A 16,867-nucleotide genomic window follows, 5' to 3' on the forward strand; every position below is an offset into this window, starting at 1 on the left:
GGGATCGGATGAAGTTGGCGCAGATCGCCGGACTGGCGGCGACCGCGGTGCTGCTGGCCGCTTGCGGATCGGGTCAGGTCGGCGGCTCCGGGGGCGCGGCACCGGAGAACAGCAAGCGGCTCACGCTCATCCCGGGCGTGCAGGCGGAGCCGTTCTACATCTCGATGCAGTGCGGCGCGCAGGCCGAGGCGCAGAAACTCGGCTACACCCTGGACACCTCGGCGCCGCAGAAGTTCGAGGCGGCGCTGCAGACGGAGAAGGTCAACGCGCTGGGCTCGAACCCGCCCGCCGCGCTGCTCATCGCGCCGACCGACGACACGGCGATGCTCGCGCCGATCCAGCAGGTCGCCTCGCGCGGCGTGAAGATCGTCGAGGTCGACACGGCGCTGAAGGACACCAGCGTGGCGCAGTCGTCGATCTCCTCGGACAACACGGCGGGCGGGCAGCTCGCGGCGGACACGCTGGCGCAGCTGGCAGGCGGGAAGTCCGGGTCGGTGCTGGTGCTGGACACGATCGCGGGCACCTCGACCACGAACGCGCGCGCGGCCGGGTTCGAGGAGCAGCTGAAGAAGTACCCGAACCTCAAGTCGGTCGGCATCCAGTTCACGCAGAACGAGCCGGAGCAGGCCGCGTCGAAGGTGACCGCGGCGCTCGCGTCGACCCCGGACCTGGTGGGGATCTTCGCGACGAACCTGAACACCGGCGAGGGCGCGGCGACCGGCCTGCGCAACGCAGGCAAGGTGGGCCAGGTCCAGCTGGTCGGCTTCGACGCCAGTCCGTCCGAAGTGGAGGGCCTGCGCAACGGCGAGTACCAGGCGCTGATCGCGCAGGACCCGGCGATGATCGGGCAGCAGGGCGTGCAGCAGGCGGTCGCCGCGCTGGAGGGCAAGCCGGTGACGCGCAACCTGACGGCGCCGCTGCACTCCATCACGAAGGCGAACATGGACGCCAACAGCCAGTACTTCTACAAGCAGTCCTGCTGAGGGGGCCGGGGAGGTGCGCCACTGGGGGTGCGCACCTCCCCGGTTTCACCGCAGCGTCTTCAGGTGCTCGGCCAGCCACCCGCGGGCGGCCCGCCACAACCCGGCGCCGAGCGAGATCCGCGCGACGCCCAGCTCGGCCAGCTCGGCGACGGGGCCGTTGGCGTTGACCGCGGCCGGGCTCACCGCACGCACGAACTCGGCCAGGACCTCGCGGTCGCGCAGCAGGATCGGGTACACGCAGTCCGCCCCGGCTTCGAGGTACGCCCGCGCGCGTTCGACCGCCTCCGGCAGCACGGCACGCGGGTCCGGCGCGCCGAGGAACACGTCGATGCGGGCGTTGATCACCAGGTCCCGCCCCGCGGCCGCGCGCACCGCCGCCAGCCGGGCGGCCTGCTCCTCGACCGGCCGCGGGGCGCCACGCGCATGGTCGGTGTCCTCGTAGTTGCACCCCACGGCGCCGGTCGCCAGCAGCCGTTCGGCGAACTCCCGTCCGGGCAGCCCGTAGCCGCTCTCGGCGTCGACCGTCACCGGCACCGACACCGCACGGGCGATGCGGGCCGCGGCGGCGAACATCTCCTCGGCGGGTGCGGCCTCGCCGTCCGGGTAGCCCAGCGCGGCGGCGACGGCGACCGACGACGTCGCCACCACCGGGAAGCCCGCCTCCTCGACCAGCCGCGCGGTGTCGGCGTCCCACGCGTTCGGCAGGAACAACGGCTTCCCCGGGACGTGCAGCGCCCGCAGCGCCTCGGCGCTCACTGGGGGTCCGCCGGGAGCGGCTTGTGGCTGGTGACGCCGAGCCGGTTGAACGCGTTGATCACCGTCGCCGCCCACGCGACCGCGACGTACTGCTCTTCGGTGAACACGCTGGTCGCCTGCTGGTAGACGTCGTCGGGCACGTCCTGGTTCTGCGGCAGCCGGGTCATCGCGTCGGTCAGCGCGAGCGCCGCGCGTTCCTGCTCGGTGTAGAGATCGGTCTCCCACCAGGCGCTGAGCATGATGATCCGCCGCTCGCTCTCCCCCAGCTTGCGGGCGTCCCGCGAGTGCAGGTCGATGCAGTAGGCGCACCCGTTGAGCATCGACGCGCGGATCTTCACCAGCTCGATCAGCCGCTGGTCCAGCCCCGCGTTCGCGGCCGCCTTCTCGACGACGGTGTGCAGGTGGAGGATCGACTTGTAGGCCTCGGGCAGCGCGGCGGACAACTGGATTCGCTTGGTCATGACGACCACGCTATCCGCCGCTGGCACACGAGTATGGTCCAGTTCTGTGGCACGTTCGTGGTCCAGTTCCGACCTCCACCTCGACTGGTCGCCGTCCGCGGGCAGGCGCGGGCTGGCGGACGCGTTGCGCCGTGCCATCCGCGAAGGCCGCCTCGCGCCCGGGACGGCGCTGCCCTCGACACGAGCGCTGGCAGCCGACCTCGGCATCGCCCGCGGCACCGTCACCCGCGTCTACGGCGACCTGACCGCCGAGGGATACCTGCGCACCAGCCAAGGCGCGCCGACCCGCGTCGCCACCGGCCCGCGCCCGTCCGCGGAACCCCGCGAGAAGTCCGGGCCGCCCACGTCCGCCTGGTGCCGGGACGCGCGCTGGGATCTGTTCCCCGGGCGGCCCGACCTGTCGTCGTTCCCGCGCACGGCGTGGGCGTCCGCGATGCGCCGGGTCCTGCAATCGCTGCCCGCCGGTTCGTTCGACTACGGCGACCCGGCCGGGCCGGCCGTGCTGCGCGAGGCCCTGGCCCGGTACCTCGCGCGCAGCCGCGGCGTGCTGGCCGACCCGGACCGGATCGTGGTGTGCGGCGGCTACTCCCACGCGATCAGCGTGCTCGGGCACCTGTTCGACGAGATCGCCTTCGAAGACCCGTCGCTGCCGGAGTTCCGCGACGGCGCGGCCAAGGGCGGCGCGAAGATCGTCACGGTGCCGGTGGACGAACGCGGCATCCGGGTGTCCGAACTGGACAGTCCGGTCGCGGTCGTGACGGCCGCGCACCAGTACCCGCTCGGGGTCACGCTCGCACCGGAACGCCGGTCCGCGCTGGCCTGCTGGGCGGCCGCGGGCGGCCTCGTGATCGAGGACGACTACGACGGCGAGTTCCGGTTCGACCGCCAGCCGGTCGGGGCGGTGCAGTCGCTCGCGCCGGAGCGGATCATCTACGCGGGCGGCGTCAGCAAGACGCTCGCGCCGTCACTGCGGATCGGCTGGCTGGTCCTGCCGCGGCGCCTGGTCGGGCCGACGCTGGACACGATGACGGCACTGGGCTGGCGGGCCCCGGTGATCGACCACCTGGCACTGGCGGACCTGCTGAACTCCGGCGCGTACGACCGGCACGTCCGGCAGCGCCGCGTCGCCTACCGCCGCCGCCGGGACCGGCTGATCGCCGCGCTGCCGCCGGGGTTCGTGCCGGAAGGCATCTCCGCGGGACTTCACCTGGTGCTGCGTGTGCCGGACGAAGCCGCCGTGCTGCGGGCGCTGCGCGCGCGATCGGTGGCGGTGGACTACCTGAGCCGCTACTGGACGGGCACCGGGCCCGGCGGACTGGTGATCGGCTACGCGACGCCGGCCGAGCACGCGTTCGGCCCGGCGGTGGAGGCCCTGGTGGACGGCCTGCGCGCCTGAGTCACCCGCGGCCGGCGCGCAGCGCCGCGAGGAGCTCGTCCGCCGCGGCGTACGGGTCCAGCTCGCGCTCGACGACCTTCTTCGCCACCGCGGGCAGGTGCCCGCCGCCGTGCAGGTCGGTCAGCCGCGCCTGCAGCTCGCGCAGCGCGATGGCCGCCACCTCGTCCGCGGCCCGCTCGGCGCGGCGGCGCTCCAGCTCCCCGTGCGAGACCAGCCAGTCGTGGTGCTCGGACAACGCCTTGACCAGGTCCTGCGCGCCTTCGCCGCGCGCGGCGACCGTCCGGACGATCGGCTGCCGCCAGCTCTCGCCGCGGATCTCCCGCCGCGCGTAGGCGATCATCTGCTTGAGGTCGCGCACCACGGTCTCCGCGCCGTCGCGGTCGGCCTTGTTCACCACGAACACGTCGGCGATCTCCAGCACCCCGGCCTTGGCCGCCTGGATCCCGTCGCCGAGCCCGGGGGCGAGCAGCACCACCGTGGTGTCGGCCAGCTTCACGACGTCCACTTCGGACTGGCCGACCCCGACGGTCTCGATCAGGACGACGTCGAACCCGGCGGCGTCGAGCACCCGCACCGCCTGCGGCGTCGCCCAGGACAGGCCGCCCAGGTGCCCGCGGGTGGCCATCGAGCGGATGAACACGCCCGGATCGGTGGCGTGCTCGGTCATCCGGATCCGGTCGCCGAGCAGCGCCCCACCGGAGAACGGCGACGACGGGTCGATCGCGAGCACCCCGACGCGCTTGCCCTCCGCACGCAATGCGGACAACAGCATGGACGTCGAAGTCGACTTGCCGACCCCGGGCGGCCCGGTCAGGCCGATCACCCGCGCCCGGCCGGTGTGCGGCGTGAGCGCCGCGGCCACCTCACGCAGGCGCGGGTGCGCGTCCTCGACCAGCGAGATCAGCCTGGCGACCGCGCGCGGCTGTCCCTCCCGCGCGCGGTCGACGAGTTCCCCGACGTCCAGTGGCACTACAGCGCGGGCACCTTGATCAGCAGCGCGTCGCCCTGGCCACCACCACCGCACAGCCCGGCCGCGCCGAGCCCACCGCCGCGGCGGCGCAGCTCATGCACCAGGTGCACGGCCAGCCGCGCACCGGACGCGCCGATCGGGTGGCCCAGCGCGATGGCGCCGCCGTCGACGTTCACGATCTCCGGGTCGATGCCCAGCGCCTTCGTCGACACCAGGCCGACCGCGGCGAACGCCTCGTTGATCTCGACCAGGTCCAGCGCGCTCGCGTCCAGCTTCGCCTTCGCCAGCGCGGCCTTGATCGCGTTGGACGGCTGCTCGTGCAGGCTCGCGTCCGGGCCGGCGACGACACCGTGGGCGCCGATCTCGGCGAGCGGCTCCAGGCCCAGCTCCTCGGCCTTGGCCCGGCTGGCGACGACGACCGCGGCGGCGCCGTCGGAGATCTGCGAGGCCGAGCCCGCGGTGATGGTGCCGTCCGAGGCGAACGCCGGGCGCAGCTTGGCCAGGCTCTCCGCGGTGGTGTCGGCGCGCACGCCCTCGTCGGTGTCGAACACGACCGGGTCGCCCTTGCGCTGCGGGATGGACACCGGCGCCAGCTCGGCCTTGAACCGGCCGGCTTCGGCGGCCGCGACCGCACGCTGGTGCGACCGGGCCGAGAAGGCGTCCTGGTCCTCGCGCGTGATGCCGTAGCGGGAGTTGTACTTCTCCGTGGACGCGCCCATCGCGCACTGGTCGAAGGCGCAGAACAGGCCGTCGTAGGCCATGTGGTCGAGCAGCGCGGTGTCGCCGTACTTGAAGCCGGACCGCGACTTCGGCAGCAGGTGCGGCGCCTGGGTCATCGACTCCTGGCCACCCGCCACCACGAGGTCGAATTCGCCGGCGCGGATGAGCTGGTCGGCCAGCGCGATGGCGTCCAGGCCGGACAGGCAGACCTTGTTGATGGTCAGCGCGGGCACGTCCATCGGGATGCCAGCGGCGACCGCGGCCTGACGGGCCGGGATCTGGCCCGCGCCCGCGGTGAGCACCTGACCCATGATCGTGTACTGCACCTTGTCCGGCGACACCCCGGCCTGCTCCAGCGCGGCCTTGATGGCGATCCCGCCGAGTTGCGCGCCCGTGAAGTCCTTCAGTGAACCGAGCAGACGCCCGATCGGGGTACGCGCGGCACCCAGGATGACGGAACCGGACACAGCAGCCTCCAACAGACGAACGACGGCGGTCGATCCGACGATACCCGGAGCAACCGTCCAGTACAGGTGTGAGCCGTGGCACCCACGCACCCAGGTGCCAAGCTTTATCCTCACCACTATGAATGACGCGCTGAAGCCGTTCGTGACGACCATCGACCACGTCGGCATCGCCGTCGCCGATCTCGACGCCGCGATCGACTTCTACGCGGAGAACTTCGGCATGATCGCCACGCACTCCGAGGTGAACGAGGAGCAGGGCGTGCGCGAGGCGATGCTGCACGCGCCGGGCGACGAGTCCGGCCCCGCCATCCAGCTGCTCGCGCCGCTGCGACCGGACTCGACGATCGGGAAGTTCCTCGACACCAAGGGCCCCGGCCTGCAGCAGGTCGCCTACCGGGTCACCGACGTCGAGGCCGCGGCCGAGGCGCTGCGGGCCAAGGGCCTGCGCCTGCTGTACGACAAGGCCAAGCGCGGCACCGCGAACAGCAAGGTGAACTTCGTGCACCCGAAGGACGCCGGCGGGGTGCTCGTCGAACTGGTCGAGCCCGCCGCCGCGCACTAACCCGGGGCGGGCCGGGCCATCAACGCGTCGGCGATGAAGTTCAGCTCCCGCTCCATCAGGTCCGGCGGGTCGTCCCCGCCGTGCCGCGCCACCGAGTGCCGGTAGCTCACCGCGAGCGCCAGCAGCCCGGCCGCGCTGTCCACGTCGGCCACCGCGAGGTCGCCGTCCCCCGCCGCGATGATCACCGTGCGGACCTGCCGGACCAGCTGCTGGAACCGGTCGTGCAGCGCGTCCCGCACCGCCCGGTGGGTGTCGGCCTCCCGCCACAGCAGGTGGGACAGCATCCGCGACCGGGCGAGCCGCGCGTCGAGTTCGGACACCAGCCGCCGCAGGCTCTCCGCGATGTCGCCGGGCACGACCACCCGCGCGGCGTCGATCTGCTCGTCCGGCAGGCGCTTGATGAGGGCGCTGAGCAGGTCGGCCTTCCGCCGGAAGTAGTAGTGCACGAGACCCTTCGGCACGCCGGCCCGCTCGGCGATCCGGGAGGTCGGAGTGGCGTCGAAACCGCTTTCCGCGAAGAGGTCCTCGGCCGCACGGAGGATCCGCTCCTTGGCCGGGAGGTCGTCGCCGTGTTCGGTCCGCGCCACTCCGCCCGCCTCTCGTACAGCTCGCCGGCCCACAACGCTAACCGAAAACCGGCTCGTCGTGGGCCGACCGGGGTGACTGCCTCAGTGCGCGGTCGTCATCCCACCGCGGTGCACCGCGTTCGCCACCGGCAGTGCCGCCAGCCCGGCGATCGCGGTCAGGGCGCCGATGATCCACGAGGACCACGCCGCCACGTCCAGTGCCGTGTAGGTCATCACCCACGGCGCGATGAACAGCAGCGCCCCGAGGATGACCTGGACCCCCTCGCCGTAGACGAGGCCCGGCATGGACAGCGAAAGCAGGCCGTCCAGCGCGATGAGGGCGCCCAGCACGATCATCGTCCACATGGTGGTGGTGTCGGTGTCGGCCCACAGGGGCGTCAGTACCGCCACCACCCCGAGCACGACCTCGGCCCAGTCGTGCGGACGGGTCCACGCCCGCTTCGAACGATCAGCCATTCGTGATCACCTCCGAACCCGATCCGGGAGACCACGCGGCGCGGTCTCCGCACTGCCATGGTGCGCCTTGATTGGCCGGCCGGTCAATCAAGGTTGGATTACGGCGAACCCGGCACAACGGACGGGTGAGGTAGCCCTCCTCCCGGACAGTGGCGGATGACGTTACTGGCCAGTAATGTCAGGCACTCCAACCCAGCGCAGGGAGGCCCACATGACGATCACGGACATCCGGGATGCGATCCTCACCGGCGAGACCGCCGAAGTGGGCGCTCTGCCGGTGCCGGAGGCCTACCGCGGCGTGACGGTCCACGCCGACGAGGCCGGCATGTTCGACGGCATCCCCTCCCGGGACAAGGACCCGCGCAAGTCGCTGCACGTCGACGAGGTGCCCACCCCCGAGCCTGGGCCGGGCGAGGCGCTGATCGCCGTGATGGCCAGCGCGATCAACTACAACACCGTGTGGACGTCGATCTTCGAGCCGATCCCCACGTTCAAGTTCCTGCAGCGCTACGGGAAGCTCTCGCCGCTGGCCAAGCGCCACGACCAGCCCTACCACGTGGTCGGCTCGGACGCGGCCGGCGTCGTGCTGCGCACCGGGCCGGGTGTGCACCGGTGGCAGCCGGGCGACCAGGTCGTCGCGCACTGCCTCAACGTCGAGCTGGAGGGCCCGGACGGGCACAACGACACGATGCTCGACTCCGACCAGCGGATCTGGGGCTTCGAGACGAACTTCGGCGGGCTCGCCGAGCTGGCGCTGGTCAAGGCCAACCAGCTGATGCCCAAGCCGGACCACCTGACCTGGGAGGAGGCCGCCTGCCCCGGGCTGGTCAACTCCACCGCCTACCGGCAGCTGGTGACCCCCAACGGGGCGAACATGAAGCAGGGCGACGTGGTGTTGATCTGGGGCGCCTCCGGCGGGCTCGGGTCGTATGCCACGCAGTTCGCGCTCAACGGCGGCGCGATCCCGGTGTGCGTGGTGTCCAGCCCGGAGAAGGCGGAGATCGTCCGCCGGATGGGCGCCGAACTGGTGATCGACCGCAATGCGGAGGGTTACCGGTTCTGGAAGGACGAGAACACACAGGACCCGAAGGAGTGGCAGCGCTTCGGCGCGCGCATCCGAGAGTTGACCGGCGGTGAGGACCCGGACATCGTGTTCGAGCACCCGGGCCGGGAAACGTTCGGCGCGTCGGTCTACGCGGCGCGCAAGGGCGGCACGATCGTCACCTGCGCGTCCACCTCCGGATACCTGCACCAGTACGACAACCGGTACCTGTGGATGAACCTGAAACGGATCATCGGCTCGCATTTCGCGAATTACCGCGAGTCGTGGGAGGCCAACCGGTTGATCGCGAAAGGCCTGATCCACCCGACGCTGTCCCGGACGTACCCGATGACCGAAACCGGGCAGGCGGCGCTGGACGTGCACCGCAACGCCCACCAGGGCAAGGTCGGTGTGTTGTGTCTCGCCCCGGAGGAGGGTTTGGGCGTGCGTGATGTGGAGAAGCGGTCCAAGCACATCGACCGGATCAATTTGTTCCGCGGCGCCTAAGTAGTCTGGGCCGCATGAGCCTTGGCGACGAACGAGAGCTTGTACCGCTCGGCGCGGGTTTCGACCTGGCCAAGCGCGGTTACGACCGCCACCAGGTCGACGAGCACCTCGAACGGCTGGACAGCGACCTGAAAATGCTCGCCGCCGACCGGGATGCCGCCATCTCGCAGGCCGGCGACCTCGCCCGGCAGCTGGAGCAGGCTCGCGGCGAGATCGAGAACCTGCGCGGCCAGGTCGAGCGGCTGGGCCAGCCGCCGACGACGGTCGAGGGCCTGTCCGAGCGGTTGCAGCGCATGCTGCGGCTGGCGCAGGAGGAGGCCGCCGACACGCGGGCCCGCGCGGAGGCCGAGGCCGGGCACATCCGGGCGAAGGCCGAGTCGGACGCCAGCGCCATGCGCGCCCGCTACGAGCAGCTGCTGTCCGAGCTGGACGCGCGGCGCAAGGAGATGGAGGCCGAGCACCGCAAGGTGCTGGAGACCGCGCGCGCCGAGGCCGAGTCGATCACGAACAAGGCCAAGGAGGAGCGGGACCGGCTGGACCGCGAGGCCGAGCAGCGCCGCACGCAGGTCGAAGAGGACTTCGAGATCGCGATGGCGGCCCGGCGCACCGAGGCGATGCGGGTGCTGGCGGAGCAGGAGGCGACCAGCAAGGCGGAAGCCGAACGCCGCGTCCGCGAAGCGACGGACGAGGCCGCGGCGATCCGCAAGAAGGTCGCCGAGGAGGAGGCCGCCGCGAAGGCCGAGATCGAACGCCGCCGCCGCGAGTCCATCGAGGACGCCAACCGGCGCAAGACGGAGTCGATCACCGAGGCGAACGCCCGGGTGGCGGAGGCGTCCGACGAGGCGGCGCGCCGCGTGCGCGAAGCTACGGAGGAGTCGAACCGCCGCATCAACGCGGCCGCCGACCGGGTGGAGGCGCTGCGCAAGCTGCGCGCGGGAATCGCCGAACAGGTCAAGGCAGCGCGCGAAGTGCTGCTAGAGGCCAATTCGGTGCTCGGCGAAGCCGAACCGGTGATCGAGCCCCTACCCGAGGAGCGCGAGGCCACACCTGCGGGGAAGCCCTCCGGGAGGCAGTAGAGGCGCGGGCGGGGCAGCGCTCTCGAGCGGAGTGACACCTCGGCGAGGCAGCGCTCCCGGACGGAAGTGACACCTCAGCGCGGCAGCGCTCCCGGACGGAGGTAACGCCTGGCGGGGCGGGCTGAGCCACTTTGGCCAGCCCCTCCCGCCACCACACATCCCGCCCGGAGCACACCGCCAAGGCGGCAGAGCCGAACCACCTCCACCAGGCGCTTCCCCCACCAGGCACGCCCTGCCACCAGGCAAGCTGCCCCCCGCTCTGCACATCCCGGGCGGGCAGAGCTGCGTCAATCCGACCCAGGACTCCTGTCGGTCAGGCTCGATCCCGCTCGACCTCCACGGCCACCGGAGGCAGGGTCGAGCTCGCCGCGATCTTCGCAGCCACTGTGGCCTGCGCGGTTGTCCCCGCCAGACGAGGTGTGCCGGGTGAGCTGTCACGGCCCGCCGAAGAACGTGAAACCGTCCCCGGTGGTGGGGCTGCGCAGAAACCGACTGGCGAGTAACCTAGGGCGCCACTTGCGAAAGCGCACAGGCGCGCACCCTTGCCGGAGGTATTGGGATGGCTGCATACCGGACCGTGGTTGTCGGTACGGACGGGTCTGATTCATCGTTCCGCGCGGTCGACCGGGCGGCGGCCGTGGCCGCGGACTCCGGCGCCACGCTCGTCATCGTGTGCGCCTACTACCCGGCGAGCAAGCAGGACGTGGAGAAGGCCCAGGACGTCCTCGGCGAGGAGGCCTACCAGGTGGTCGGCTCGGCGCCGGCCGAGGACACGCTCCGCAGCGCCCGCGACCGCGCCCTCAAGGCCGGCGCGGGGTCGACCGAGACGATCGCCGTGGTCGGGGAGCCGGTCGAAGCCTTGCGCAAGGTCGTCTCCGACAAGTCGGCCGACCTGCTGGTCGTCGGCAACCGGGGCCTGAACACGCTCACCGGGCGGCTGCTCGGGTCGGTGCCGTCGGAGGCGGCGCGCAAGTCGGGCGTCGACGTCCTGATCGTGCACACCACGTAGGCCGTGGTGGACTCCGAGCGCCTCGAGAGCATCCTGCTCGGCGGCAAGCGCCGCTACACGCGGCTCGAGGTGGCCGAGAAGGCGGGTGTGCCCATCGAACGGGCCACCCGCCTGTGGCGGGCGCTGGGGTTCGCCACGGTCGGCGACGACGAGGTCGTCTTCACCGACGCCGACGTCGAGGCCGTCCGCACCACCGACCAGCTGATCTCCTCCGGCCTGCTCGACCAGGGCCTGGAGGCGCCGGTGGCGCGCACGCTGGGCCTGCACCTGTCCCGGCTGGCGGAGTGGCAGGTGCGGATGCTGTGGACGCTGATCACCGAGAACGAGCACCTCGGCCAGGACGACTCGCAGGTCGTGACGCTGGTCGAGCGCCTGCTGCCGGAGTTGCAGCGCGTGCAGGACTTCGTGTGGCGGCGGCACCTGGCGGCCTTCGCGGGCCGGGCGCTGGCGTCGCCGGAGGAGGACCTGGAGGCGCGGACGGAGGTCGTCGGGTTCGTCGACATGGTCGGCTACACGCGGCTGACCCGCCGCCTCGACGAGAGCGAGCTCAGCGCCGTGCTGGAGGGCTTCGAGCTGCTCGCGACCGAGGTGATCGCCGACCACCACGGCCGGGTGGTGAAGATGATCGGCGACGAGGTGCTGTTCGTCGCCGACGCGCCGGCCGATGCCGCTGAGATAGCGCTGACGCTGACCGAACGCACAGCGGCGGACGCCGAACTGCCGGAAGTCCGGGCGGGCCTGGCGGCGGGAAGGATCTTGAGCCGCTTCGGCGACGTGTACGGGTCGGTGGTGAACATGGCCGCACGGCTCACGTCGGTGGCGCGCCCAGGCACGGTGCTGATCGACCGCGAACTGGCGGGCGAGCTGGCGGAGCTGCCGGGTTTCACGGTGCGATCCCGCCGCCCGGCGACGGTCCGCGGCTACGCGCGGCTGCACCCGTACGTGCTCAGGCGGGATTAGCAGGCCGAGCGGAAATCGATGCGGTCACCGGTGCCCCGGCGACCGCATCGATCGTCAGGCTCAGTTCGCGGGCAGGACCGCGTACTGGCGCACGTACAGGTCGGTGTAGGTGACCGGCCCGCGGGGGCCCGGCACCTTGTCCAGGTTGATGCCGGTCTCGGGCACGGCCAGCAGCTTGAAGCCGTCCAGCAGGCGGGTGGGCGCGTTCCAGAACACGCCGGTGCCGGTGTAGCCGTCGAGGAAGGCCGAGGCGGTTCCGGCGTCCTCGGTGGCGATGCCCGCTGCCAGGCCGGAGGTCTGCTCGTTGGCGATCGACACGGCCTCGGTCACGTCGGCGACCTGCGCGACGGTCACCGTGGCCTCGTGGTCGGAGTCGAGCGCCCACTCGTAGCCGATGGCGTGCTCGTGCGGCGGCAGCGAGGGCGTCACCTTCCGCTCGGCCAGCGCCTCGGAGATGACCGGCCACAGCTGGTCGTGCACCGCGGAGTGGATGAGCAGCAGGTTGAGCCGGTTGCAGACGCCCAGCCGGTCGAGGCTGTTGAACACCAGGTCGCGAACCTTGCCGGCGTCGGCGGCTTCGTCGATGTACAGCACGCCGCCGCCGTCGGCGTGGGCGAGCGTGCGCACGCCGTGCTGGGCGGCCTCGAGCGCGAGCGCGCGGGTGCTCTCGCCGCTGCCGCGCAGGATGACCAGCGGCACCAGGTCCGGGAACCGCACCAGGGCGGCCGCGGCCTCCCGTTCCACGCGCGGCACCAGCTGCACGACGGCGGGGTCGATGCCCGCGTCGGACAGCGCCGAGGCGATGACGACCTCCAGGAGCCGCTGGGCCGAGCCGAGCGCGGCCGAGCCGGTGCGCAGCACCCCGCCGTTGCGGGACTTGACGAGCTGCGACGCCACGTCGACCGTCACGTTGGGCCGGGCCTCGTAGTTCGCGCCGATCACACCGACCGGACGACGCCGCTCGACGAGCCGCAGGCCGTCGGACAGCTCCTTCACCGGGATCTCGCGCTCGCCGTGGGGCGAGCCGGCCAGCAGGCGCAGCTGCTCGGCCATGCCGGTGAGCCGCTCCTCGGTGATCGTGAGGCGGTCGAGCAGTCCGGCGCTCATGCCTTCCTGCTGCGCCCGCGCCACGTCGGCCCGGTTGGCCTCCAGGACGCTTTCACGCGCGTCGAGGAGGCGGTTCGCCATGGCGGTCAGGGCCGCGTCGATGGCCTCGTCGGACGCGGTGGCCAACGACGGGGACGCCGCCTTGGCCGCCCGCGCGCACTCCTCAACAGCCTTCGCCACCTCGTCGGACACCGCTACCTCCACGCTGGGAACTGGGAGCCTCCAGTGTGCCGCACGGGCAGGTCAGGGCTGCAGCGCGGGTTCCAGCAGCCACGCGCCGCCGACGAAGAGACAAGTGACCGCGAGCACGCCGAGCATGAGCATCCACAGCGCCGCCGGCACACCGGTCAGCCGGGCGAGCTGGTCGGCGTCGGAGTCCCGCGCCGCACCGCGCCGTCGTTTGATCTGCAGCTCGATGACCGGCCGGAGCCCGCCGAACAGCAGGAACCAGGTGATCAGGTAGATGAACCACGCCTGGACCTGCGGCCCGGCGACGAGCGCGACCACCGCCAGCCCGGCGGCCGTGAGCACCACGGACAGCACGCCGTACGCGTTGCGGACCATGACCAGCACGCCGAGCAGCAGCAACGCGGCCAGCGCGAGCAGCACCGTGATGCGTCCCGCGGCCAGCAGGCTCGCGAAGGCCAGGCCGAGGATCCCGGGGGCCGGGTAGCCCGCGAGCGCGGTCAGGACCATGCCCGGCCCCTCGGGCTTGCCCCGCGAAACCGTGACGCCCGAGGTGTCCGAGTGCAGCTTGATGCCCTGCAACCGGCGCCCGGCCAGCACCGCGATCAACGCGTGGCCCGCTTCGTGGACGATGGTGATCACGTTGCGGGCCATCCGCCAGGGCGCGCCGGACAACACCAGCAGGAGCGCCACACCACCGGTGACCAGCGGCACCGGGATGGACGGATCCGGCTGCGCCCCGAAGAGACCCGCCAGCACGTCGAGCTCTGCCGTCGCCTCGTTCACGCGCGAAGCTCACCACATGTGGAGTGCGCTCCCTGTTATCACCCCCATCGTGATCACAGCTCCTTCACTGGTAGTTGGGATGGGCGGGGCGGCGTGGTGCCGTTGTGGGGATGGCGCCGGCGCTGCCCCTCCGGTGCGGTCCCGGCGCTGAGCGAGACCGTCGGCTGAGCCGGCGACCGATGCCGCAGCCCGGCACCGCTGCCGCGCCCCAAGCCGCGCGCAGGTGGCCTCCCGTTGGCGGAGTGGCCGGAGGGCTGCCGAGCGGGCACGGGGCCGGCCTGGGGCACTGGGCGACACCCGGCCGCTCAGCGGAGCGCCCGCGAGCGGGAACCGCACCCTGCGAGGTGCGGTGGTTTGGTTGCACCGCACGCGGGCGGGCGCCGGCACCGGGAGCCATCGATGTCGCCACCGCGCCGGTGCCCGGTGCCGGCACCGGGCACCGAGCGCAGCGGCAGCGCCAGCGCCAGCGCCAGCGCCAGCGCCAGCGGCACCGCCAGCGCCAGCGCCAGCACCAGCAGCAGCGGCACCGCCAGCGCCAGCGCCAGCACCAGCGGCACCGCCAGCGCCAGCGCCACCGCCAGCACCAGCACCAGCGGCAGCGGCACCGCCAGCACCAGCGGCAGCGGCACCGCCAGCACCAGCGCCACCGCCAGCGCCACCGCCAGCGCCAGCGCCAGCACCAGCGGCAGCGGCAACGACAACGACAACGACAACGACAACGACGAGGCTCAGTGACCCACCCAGACCGCCGGAAGCGGGCGCCCGCTGTCGGGCGGGGCTGGGTGAGGGCTGGCGCGGGGCAGCTGGCCGGGCTCAGGCGGCTTGCGTCGGCGCCTCCTTCGTCGTCACTGCTGTGGGTTTCGGGCGGCGGTCGCGGGCCACGCGGAACAGCAGGGCCGCCCAGCTGCGGTACGGGGCCCACGCGTCGGCGATCGACGTTAGTTCCGCAGGCGTTGCGGCGGGGCGGGTGTAGGCGTGGCGCATTTCCTCCAGCAGGTACCGCTCGTCGGCGGGGAAGACGTCCGGGTGCCCGGCACCGCGGATCAGGATCAGCTGCGCCGAGAACGCTCCGATGCCGGGCAGGGCCCGCAACGTCTCCAGGGCGTCCGCGGGGTCCGCGGCGCGCAGGGCAGCCGGGTCGAGGACGCCGGTCAGCGCGGCCTCGGCGACCACGCGCAGACGGTCCACTTTGATCTCCGGCAGCCACGGCGGCGCGGGCATCTCCAGCAACTCCGCCGGCGCCGGGAACGACCACAACGGACGCCCATCCACATCCAGCTGCCTGCCGTGCAGTTCGGCGATCCGTTGCTTGAACAGAGCCGCCTGCGTGAACCGGATCCGCTGCCCGATGATCGCCCAGCAGGCGGCCTCGTACGGCGACGTGAACAACACCGGCCGTAACCCGGGATACCGCGCCTGCAACGCACCCACCACCGGATCACGCTCGCCGACCGCGGCGAAACCGGAGCCGTCCACGTCGAGCGACAGGATCCGCGCCACGTGCCGCGCGGCCTCGGCGACATCGGCTTCCCCCGCCACCACTGACACTTCGACCGATCCGGGCGCTCGTTGCCGCACCCGCACCCCGGTGTGCACCCACCCGCCCGGCAACGGGAAGGCGAACCGGAGCGTGCCCGGCTCCTCCGCCGCATCCGGTCGCGACGCGGGCGCGAACCCCTCCAGGAAACCGGCCGCCGCCGTGAGGTCGAACGGCCCCGGCACGGCGATCTCGACGGTGCCCGTCACACTGCTCGTCATCGTTGCTCTCCTTCGGTCGGACGATGATGAGACGACGGTAGCGGGACCCACCGACAATTCCGGGAAAAGCAGTTGCCGGCCCCGCTACGGTGGAGCCATGGGTACCTTGTTGCAGTCCTGCGTGGTGTTCGCCCGCTTGCGGCGCGCCTAACGCAGCGGCTGCCTCGCACACTTCGGCTTTTCCAGCCACCACAACGCCAGTCGCTGCGTCATGAGCTCCTGCCCGCTCTCATGACGTGGAGTACCCATGCCCTCGGCACCTCGTGCCGGGCGGTCCGCCGGCGTGCATTTCCTTGCCACACCGGCGATCGCCGCACAGCTCGTCCAGTCCTGCGCCATCGGCGGCGACGATCTCGTCCTGGAGATCGGCGCCGGCCAGGGCGCCCTCACCCGCCACCTCGCCGCCACCGGCGCACGCATTCTCGCCGTCGAGCGAGATGAACACTTCGTGCGCCGCTTGACCACCCGATTCGGTGATCGGCCGAACGTTCGCGTCGTGCACGCCGACGTCCGCGACATTCCCTTGCCGCGACGGCGGTTCCACCTCGTGGCCAACATCCCGTACGCGCTGTCGACCACCATCCTCCGCCGCGTCCTCACCGGCCACACGACGCTCCACCGCGCGGCACTGCTCGTCGAATGGGGCTTCGCCAAACGGGTCTGCGCCAGCGTGCCCAGCCGGCTCGAACAAGCGTGGTGGGCCGCCCGTTTCGACCTCGAACTGGTGTCCCGGGTCGGCGCGCGGCACTTCTCCCCGCCACCCCGCGTCGACTCCGCGCACCTGGCGATCCGCCGCAACGACTTCCCCCGATCGGCCGAACGAGCACTGTGGACGGTCCTGTCCACCGCCTACCGCCGCCCCACCGCGCCGGCGCAGCTGCTGTTCGACCGGCGCGCCCTGCGCCACGTGGGAATCCAGCCGGCGGAGCCCGCGGGCACCGTCACGCCGCAGCGCTGGGCGCGCCTCGCCCGCCACCTGTCCCCCGGCCGCGCCTGGCCCGCCCTGCCGAAACGGATCCGCGACTGAGAACTCTCAGGAAATTCTTCTCAGGGGATTTCTGGGTTGCTCCACAGGATT

At 72.1% G+C, this 16,867-nt stretch carries 18 protein-coding genes; 8 read left to right on the top strand and 10 right to left on the bottom strand.

Annotation, left to right across the window (positions count from 1 at the left end; all coding sequences use genetic code 11):
- Nucleotides 1-8 precede the first annotated feature (8 nt).
- Nucleotides 9-983 carry an ABC transporter substrate-binding protein gene (locus AMY39116_RS0324130; RefSeq protein WP_020420197.1) on the top strand — a complete coding sequence of 325 codons (975 nt, stop codon included), beginning with the start codon at nucleotides 9-11 and terminating at the stop codon, nucleotides 981-983.
- A 45-nt stretch (nucleotides 984-1,028) separates the two neighbouring features.
- Here AMY39116_RS0324130 and AMY39116_RS0324135 read toward each other — a convergent pair whose 3' ends face one another.
- Entirely contained in the window at nucleotides 1,029-1,739 is a 711-nt protein-coding gene (locus AMY39116_RS0324135) for an isocitrate lyase/phosphoenolpyruvate mutase family protein (protein ID WP_020420198.1), read from the bottom strand.
- The gene (locus AMY39116_RS0324140) at nucleotides 1,736-2,200 is read right to left on the bottom strand and encodes a carboxymuconolactone decarboxylase family protein (RefSeq protein ID WP_027936191.1); all 465 of its coding nucleotides are present in this window, start codon (nucleotides 2,198-2,200) and stop codon (nucleotides 1,736-1,738) included. The genes AMY39116_RS0324135 and AMY39116_RS0324140 overlap by 4 nt, the downstream gene beginning before the upstream one ends.
- 46 nt (nucleotides 2,201-2,246) lie before the next feature.
- On the opposite strand from AMY39116_RS0324140, the gene AMY39116_RS0324145 reads away from it, so the two are divergent.
- The gene (locus tag AMY39116_RS0324145; protein ID WP_020420200.1) at nucleotides 2,247-3,596 is read left to right on the top strand and encodes a PLP-dependent aminotransferase family protein; all 1,350 of its coding nucleotides are present in this window, start codon (nucleotides 2,247-2,249) and stop codon (nucleotides 3,594-3,596) included.
- Between the two features lies 1 nt (nucleotide 3,597).
- Here the strand turns inward: AMY39116_RS0324145 and meaB are convergent, their stop codons facing one another.
- Both meaB and AMY39116_RS0324155 read right to left on the bottom strand, forming a co-directional pair.
- Nucleotides 3,598-4,566 (bottom strand): methylmalonyl Co-A mutase-associated GTPase MeaB, encoded by a 969-nt coding sequence (gene meaB / locus AMY39116_RS0324150; protein WP_020420201.1) that lies wholly within the window; start codon nucleotides 4,564-4,566, stop codon nucleotides 3,598-3,600.
- Nucleotides 4,566-5,753 (bottom strand): acetyl-CoA C-acetyltransferase, encoded by a 1,188-nt coding sequence (locus tag AMY39116_RS0324155; RefSeq protein ID WP_017984478.1) that lies wholly within the window; start codon nucleotides 5,751-5,753, stop codon nucleotides 4,566-4,568. The genes meaB and AMY39116_RS0324155 overlap by 1 nt, the downstream gene beginning before the upstream one ends.
- A gap of 118 nt (nucleotides 5,754-5,871) precedes the next feature.
- Between AMY39116_RS0324155 and mce the strand changes: the two genes are divergently transcribed.
- Complete coding sequence (gene mce, locus AMY39116_RS0324160) at nucleotides 5,872-6,315, top strand: methylmalonyl-CoA epimerase (RefSeq protein WP_020420202.1); 444 nt, start codon at nucleotides 5,872-5,874, stop codon at nucleotides 6,313-6,315.
- On the opposite strand, the gene AMY39116_RS0324165 is transcribed toward mce, so the two are convergent.
- Nucleotides 6,312-6,902 (bottom strand): TetR/AcrR family transcriptional regulator, encoded by a 591-nt coding sequence (locus AMY39116_RS0324165; protein ID WP_020420203.1) that lies wholly within the window; start codon nucleotides 6,900-6,902, stop codon nucleotides 6,312-6,314. The two genes, mce and AMY39116_RS0324165, sit on opposite strands and share 4 nt — an antisense overlap.
- A gap of 81 nt (nucleotides 6,903-6,983) precedes the next feature.
- Nucleotides 6,984-7,358 (bottom strand): SPW repeat protein, encoded by a 375-nt coding sequence (locus tag AMY39116_RS0324170; protein WP_020420204.1) that lies wholly within the window; start codon nucleotides 7,356-7,358, stop codon nucleotides 6,984-6,986.
- 211 nt (nucleotides 7,359-7,569) lie between these two features.
- On the opposite strand from AMY39116_RS0324170, the gene ccrA reads away from it, so the two are divergent.
- The 4 genes from ccrA to AMY39116_RS0324190 all read left to right on the top strand — a co-directional run bounded on the left by ccrA (nucleotide 7,570) and on the right by AMY39116_RS0324190 (nucleotide 11,952).
- A complete protein-coding gene (ccrA, locus tag AMY39116_RS0324175; RefSeq protein ID WP_020420205.1) occupies nucleotides 7,570-8,907 on the top strand; it encodes a crotonyl-CoA carboxylase/reductase in 1,338 nt (445 codons plus the stop codon).
- 14 nt (nucleotides 8,908-8,921) lie between these two features.
- Complete coding sequence (locus AMY39116_RS0324180; protein ID WP_020420206.1) at nucleotides 8,922-9,983, top strand: chromosome segregation protein; 1,062 nt, start codon at nucleotides 8,922-8,924, stop codon at nucleotides 9,981-9,983.
- Between the two features lie 559 nt (nucleotides 9,984-10,542).
- Nucleotides 10,543-10,992 carry a universal stress protein gene (locus AMY39116_RS0324185; protein WP_027936192.1) on the top strand — a complete coding sequence of 150 codons (450 nt, stop codon included), beginning with the start codon at nucleotides 10,543-10,545 and terminating at the stop codon, nucleotides 10,990-10,992.
- Between the two features lie 3 nt (nucleotides 10,993-10,995).
- Nucleotides 10,996-11,952, top strand: a complete 957-nt coding sequence (locus AMY39116_RS0324190) for an adenylate/guanylate cyclase domain-containing protein (RefSeq protein ID WP_020420208.1) — start codon at nucleotides 10,996-10,998, stop codon at nucleotides 11,950-11,952.
- A gap of 60 nt (nucleotides 11,953-12,012) precedes the next feature.
- Here AMY39116_RS0324190 and AMY39116_RS0324195 read toward each other — a convergent pair whose 3' ends face one another.
- The 4 genes from AMY39116_RS0324195 to AMY39116_RS0324210 all read right to left on the bottom strand — a co-directional run bounded on the left by AMY39116_RS0324195 (nucleotide 12,013) and on the right by AMY39116_RS0324210 (nucleotide 15,789).
- Nucleotides 12,013-13,251: an aldehyde dehydrogenase family protein gene (locus tag AMY39116_RS0324195; RefSeq protein ID WP_020420209.1), complete on the bottom strand. Its 1,239-nt coding sequence runs from the start codon at nucleotides 13,249-13,251 to the stop codon at nucleotides 12,013-12,015.
- 51 nt (nucleotides 13,252-13,302) lie between these two features.
- On the bottom strand, nucleotides 13,303-14,031 hold the full coding sequence (locus tag AMY39116_RS0324200; protein WP_020420210.1) for a M50 family metallopeptidase: 729 nt from the start codon (nucleotides 14,029-14,031) through the stop codon (nucleotides 13,303-13,305).
- 305 nt (nucleotides 14,032-14,336) lie between these two features.
- Nucleotides 14,337-14,750 carry a hypothetical protein gene (locus tag AMY39116_RS46260; RefSeq protein ID WP_063710181.1) on the bottom strand — a complete coding sequence of 138 codons (414 nt, stop codon included), beginning with the start codon at nucleotides 14,748-14,750 and terminating at the stop codon, nucleotides 14,337-14,339.
- Between the two features lie 94 nt (nucleotides 14,751-14,844).
- Entirely contained in the window at nucleotides 14,845-15,789 is a 945-nt protein-coding gene (locus AMY39116_RS0324210; RefSeq protein ID WP_020420212.1) for a DNA-3-methyladenine glycosylase, read from the bottom strand.
- 247 nt (nucleotides 15,790-16,036) lie between these two features.
- Between AMY39116_RS0324210 and AMY39116_RS0324215 the strand changes: the two genes are divergently transcribed.
- Complete coding sequence (locus AMY39116_RS0324215) at nucleotides 16,037-16,816, top strand: rRNA adenine dimethyltransferase family protein (RefSeq protein WP_235716210.1); 780 nt, start codon at nucleotides 16,037-16,039, stop codon at nucleotides 16,814-16,816.
- The last annotated feature ends 51 nt before the right edge of the window (nucleotides 16,817-16,867 follow it).

The organism is Amycolatopsis sp. ATCC 39116 (genome assembly GCF_000231075.2).
GTDB lineage: Bacteria > Actinomycetota > Actinomycetes > Mycobacteriales > Pseudonocardiaceae > Amycolatopsis_E > Amycolatopsis_E tucumanensis.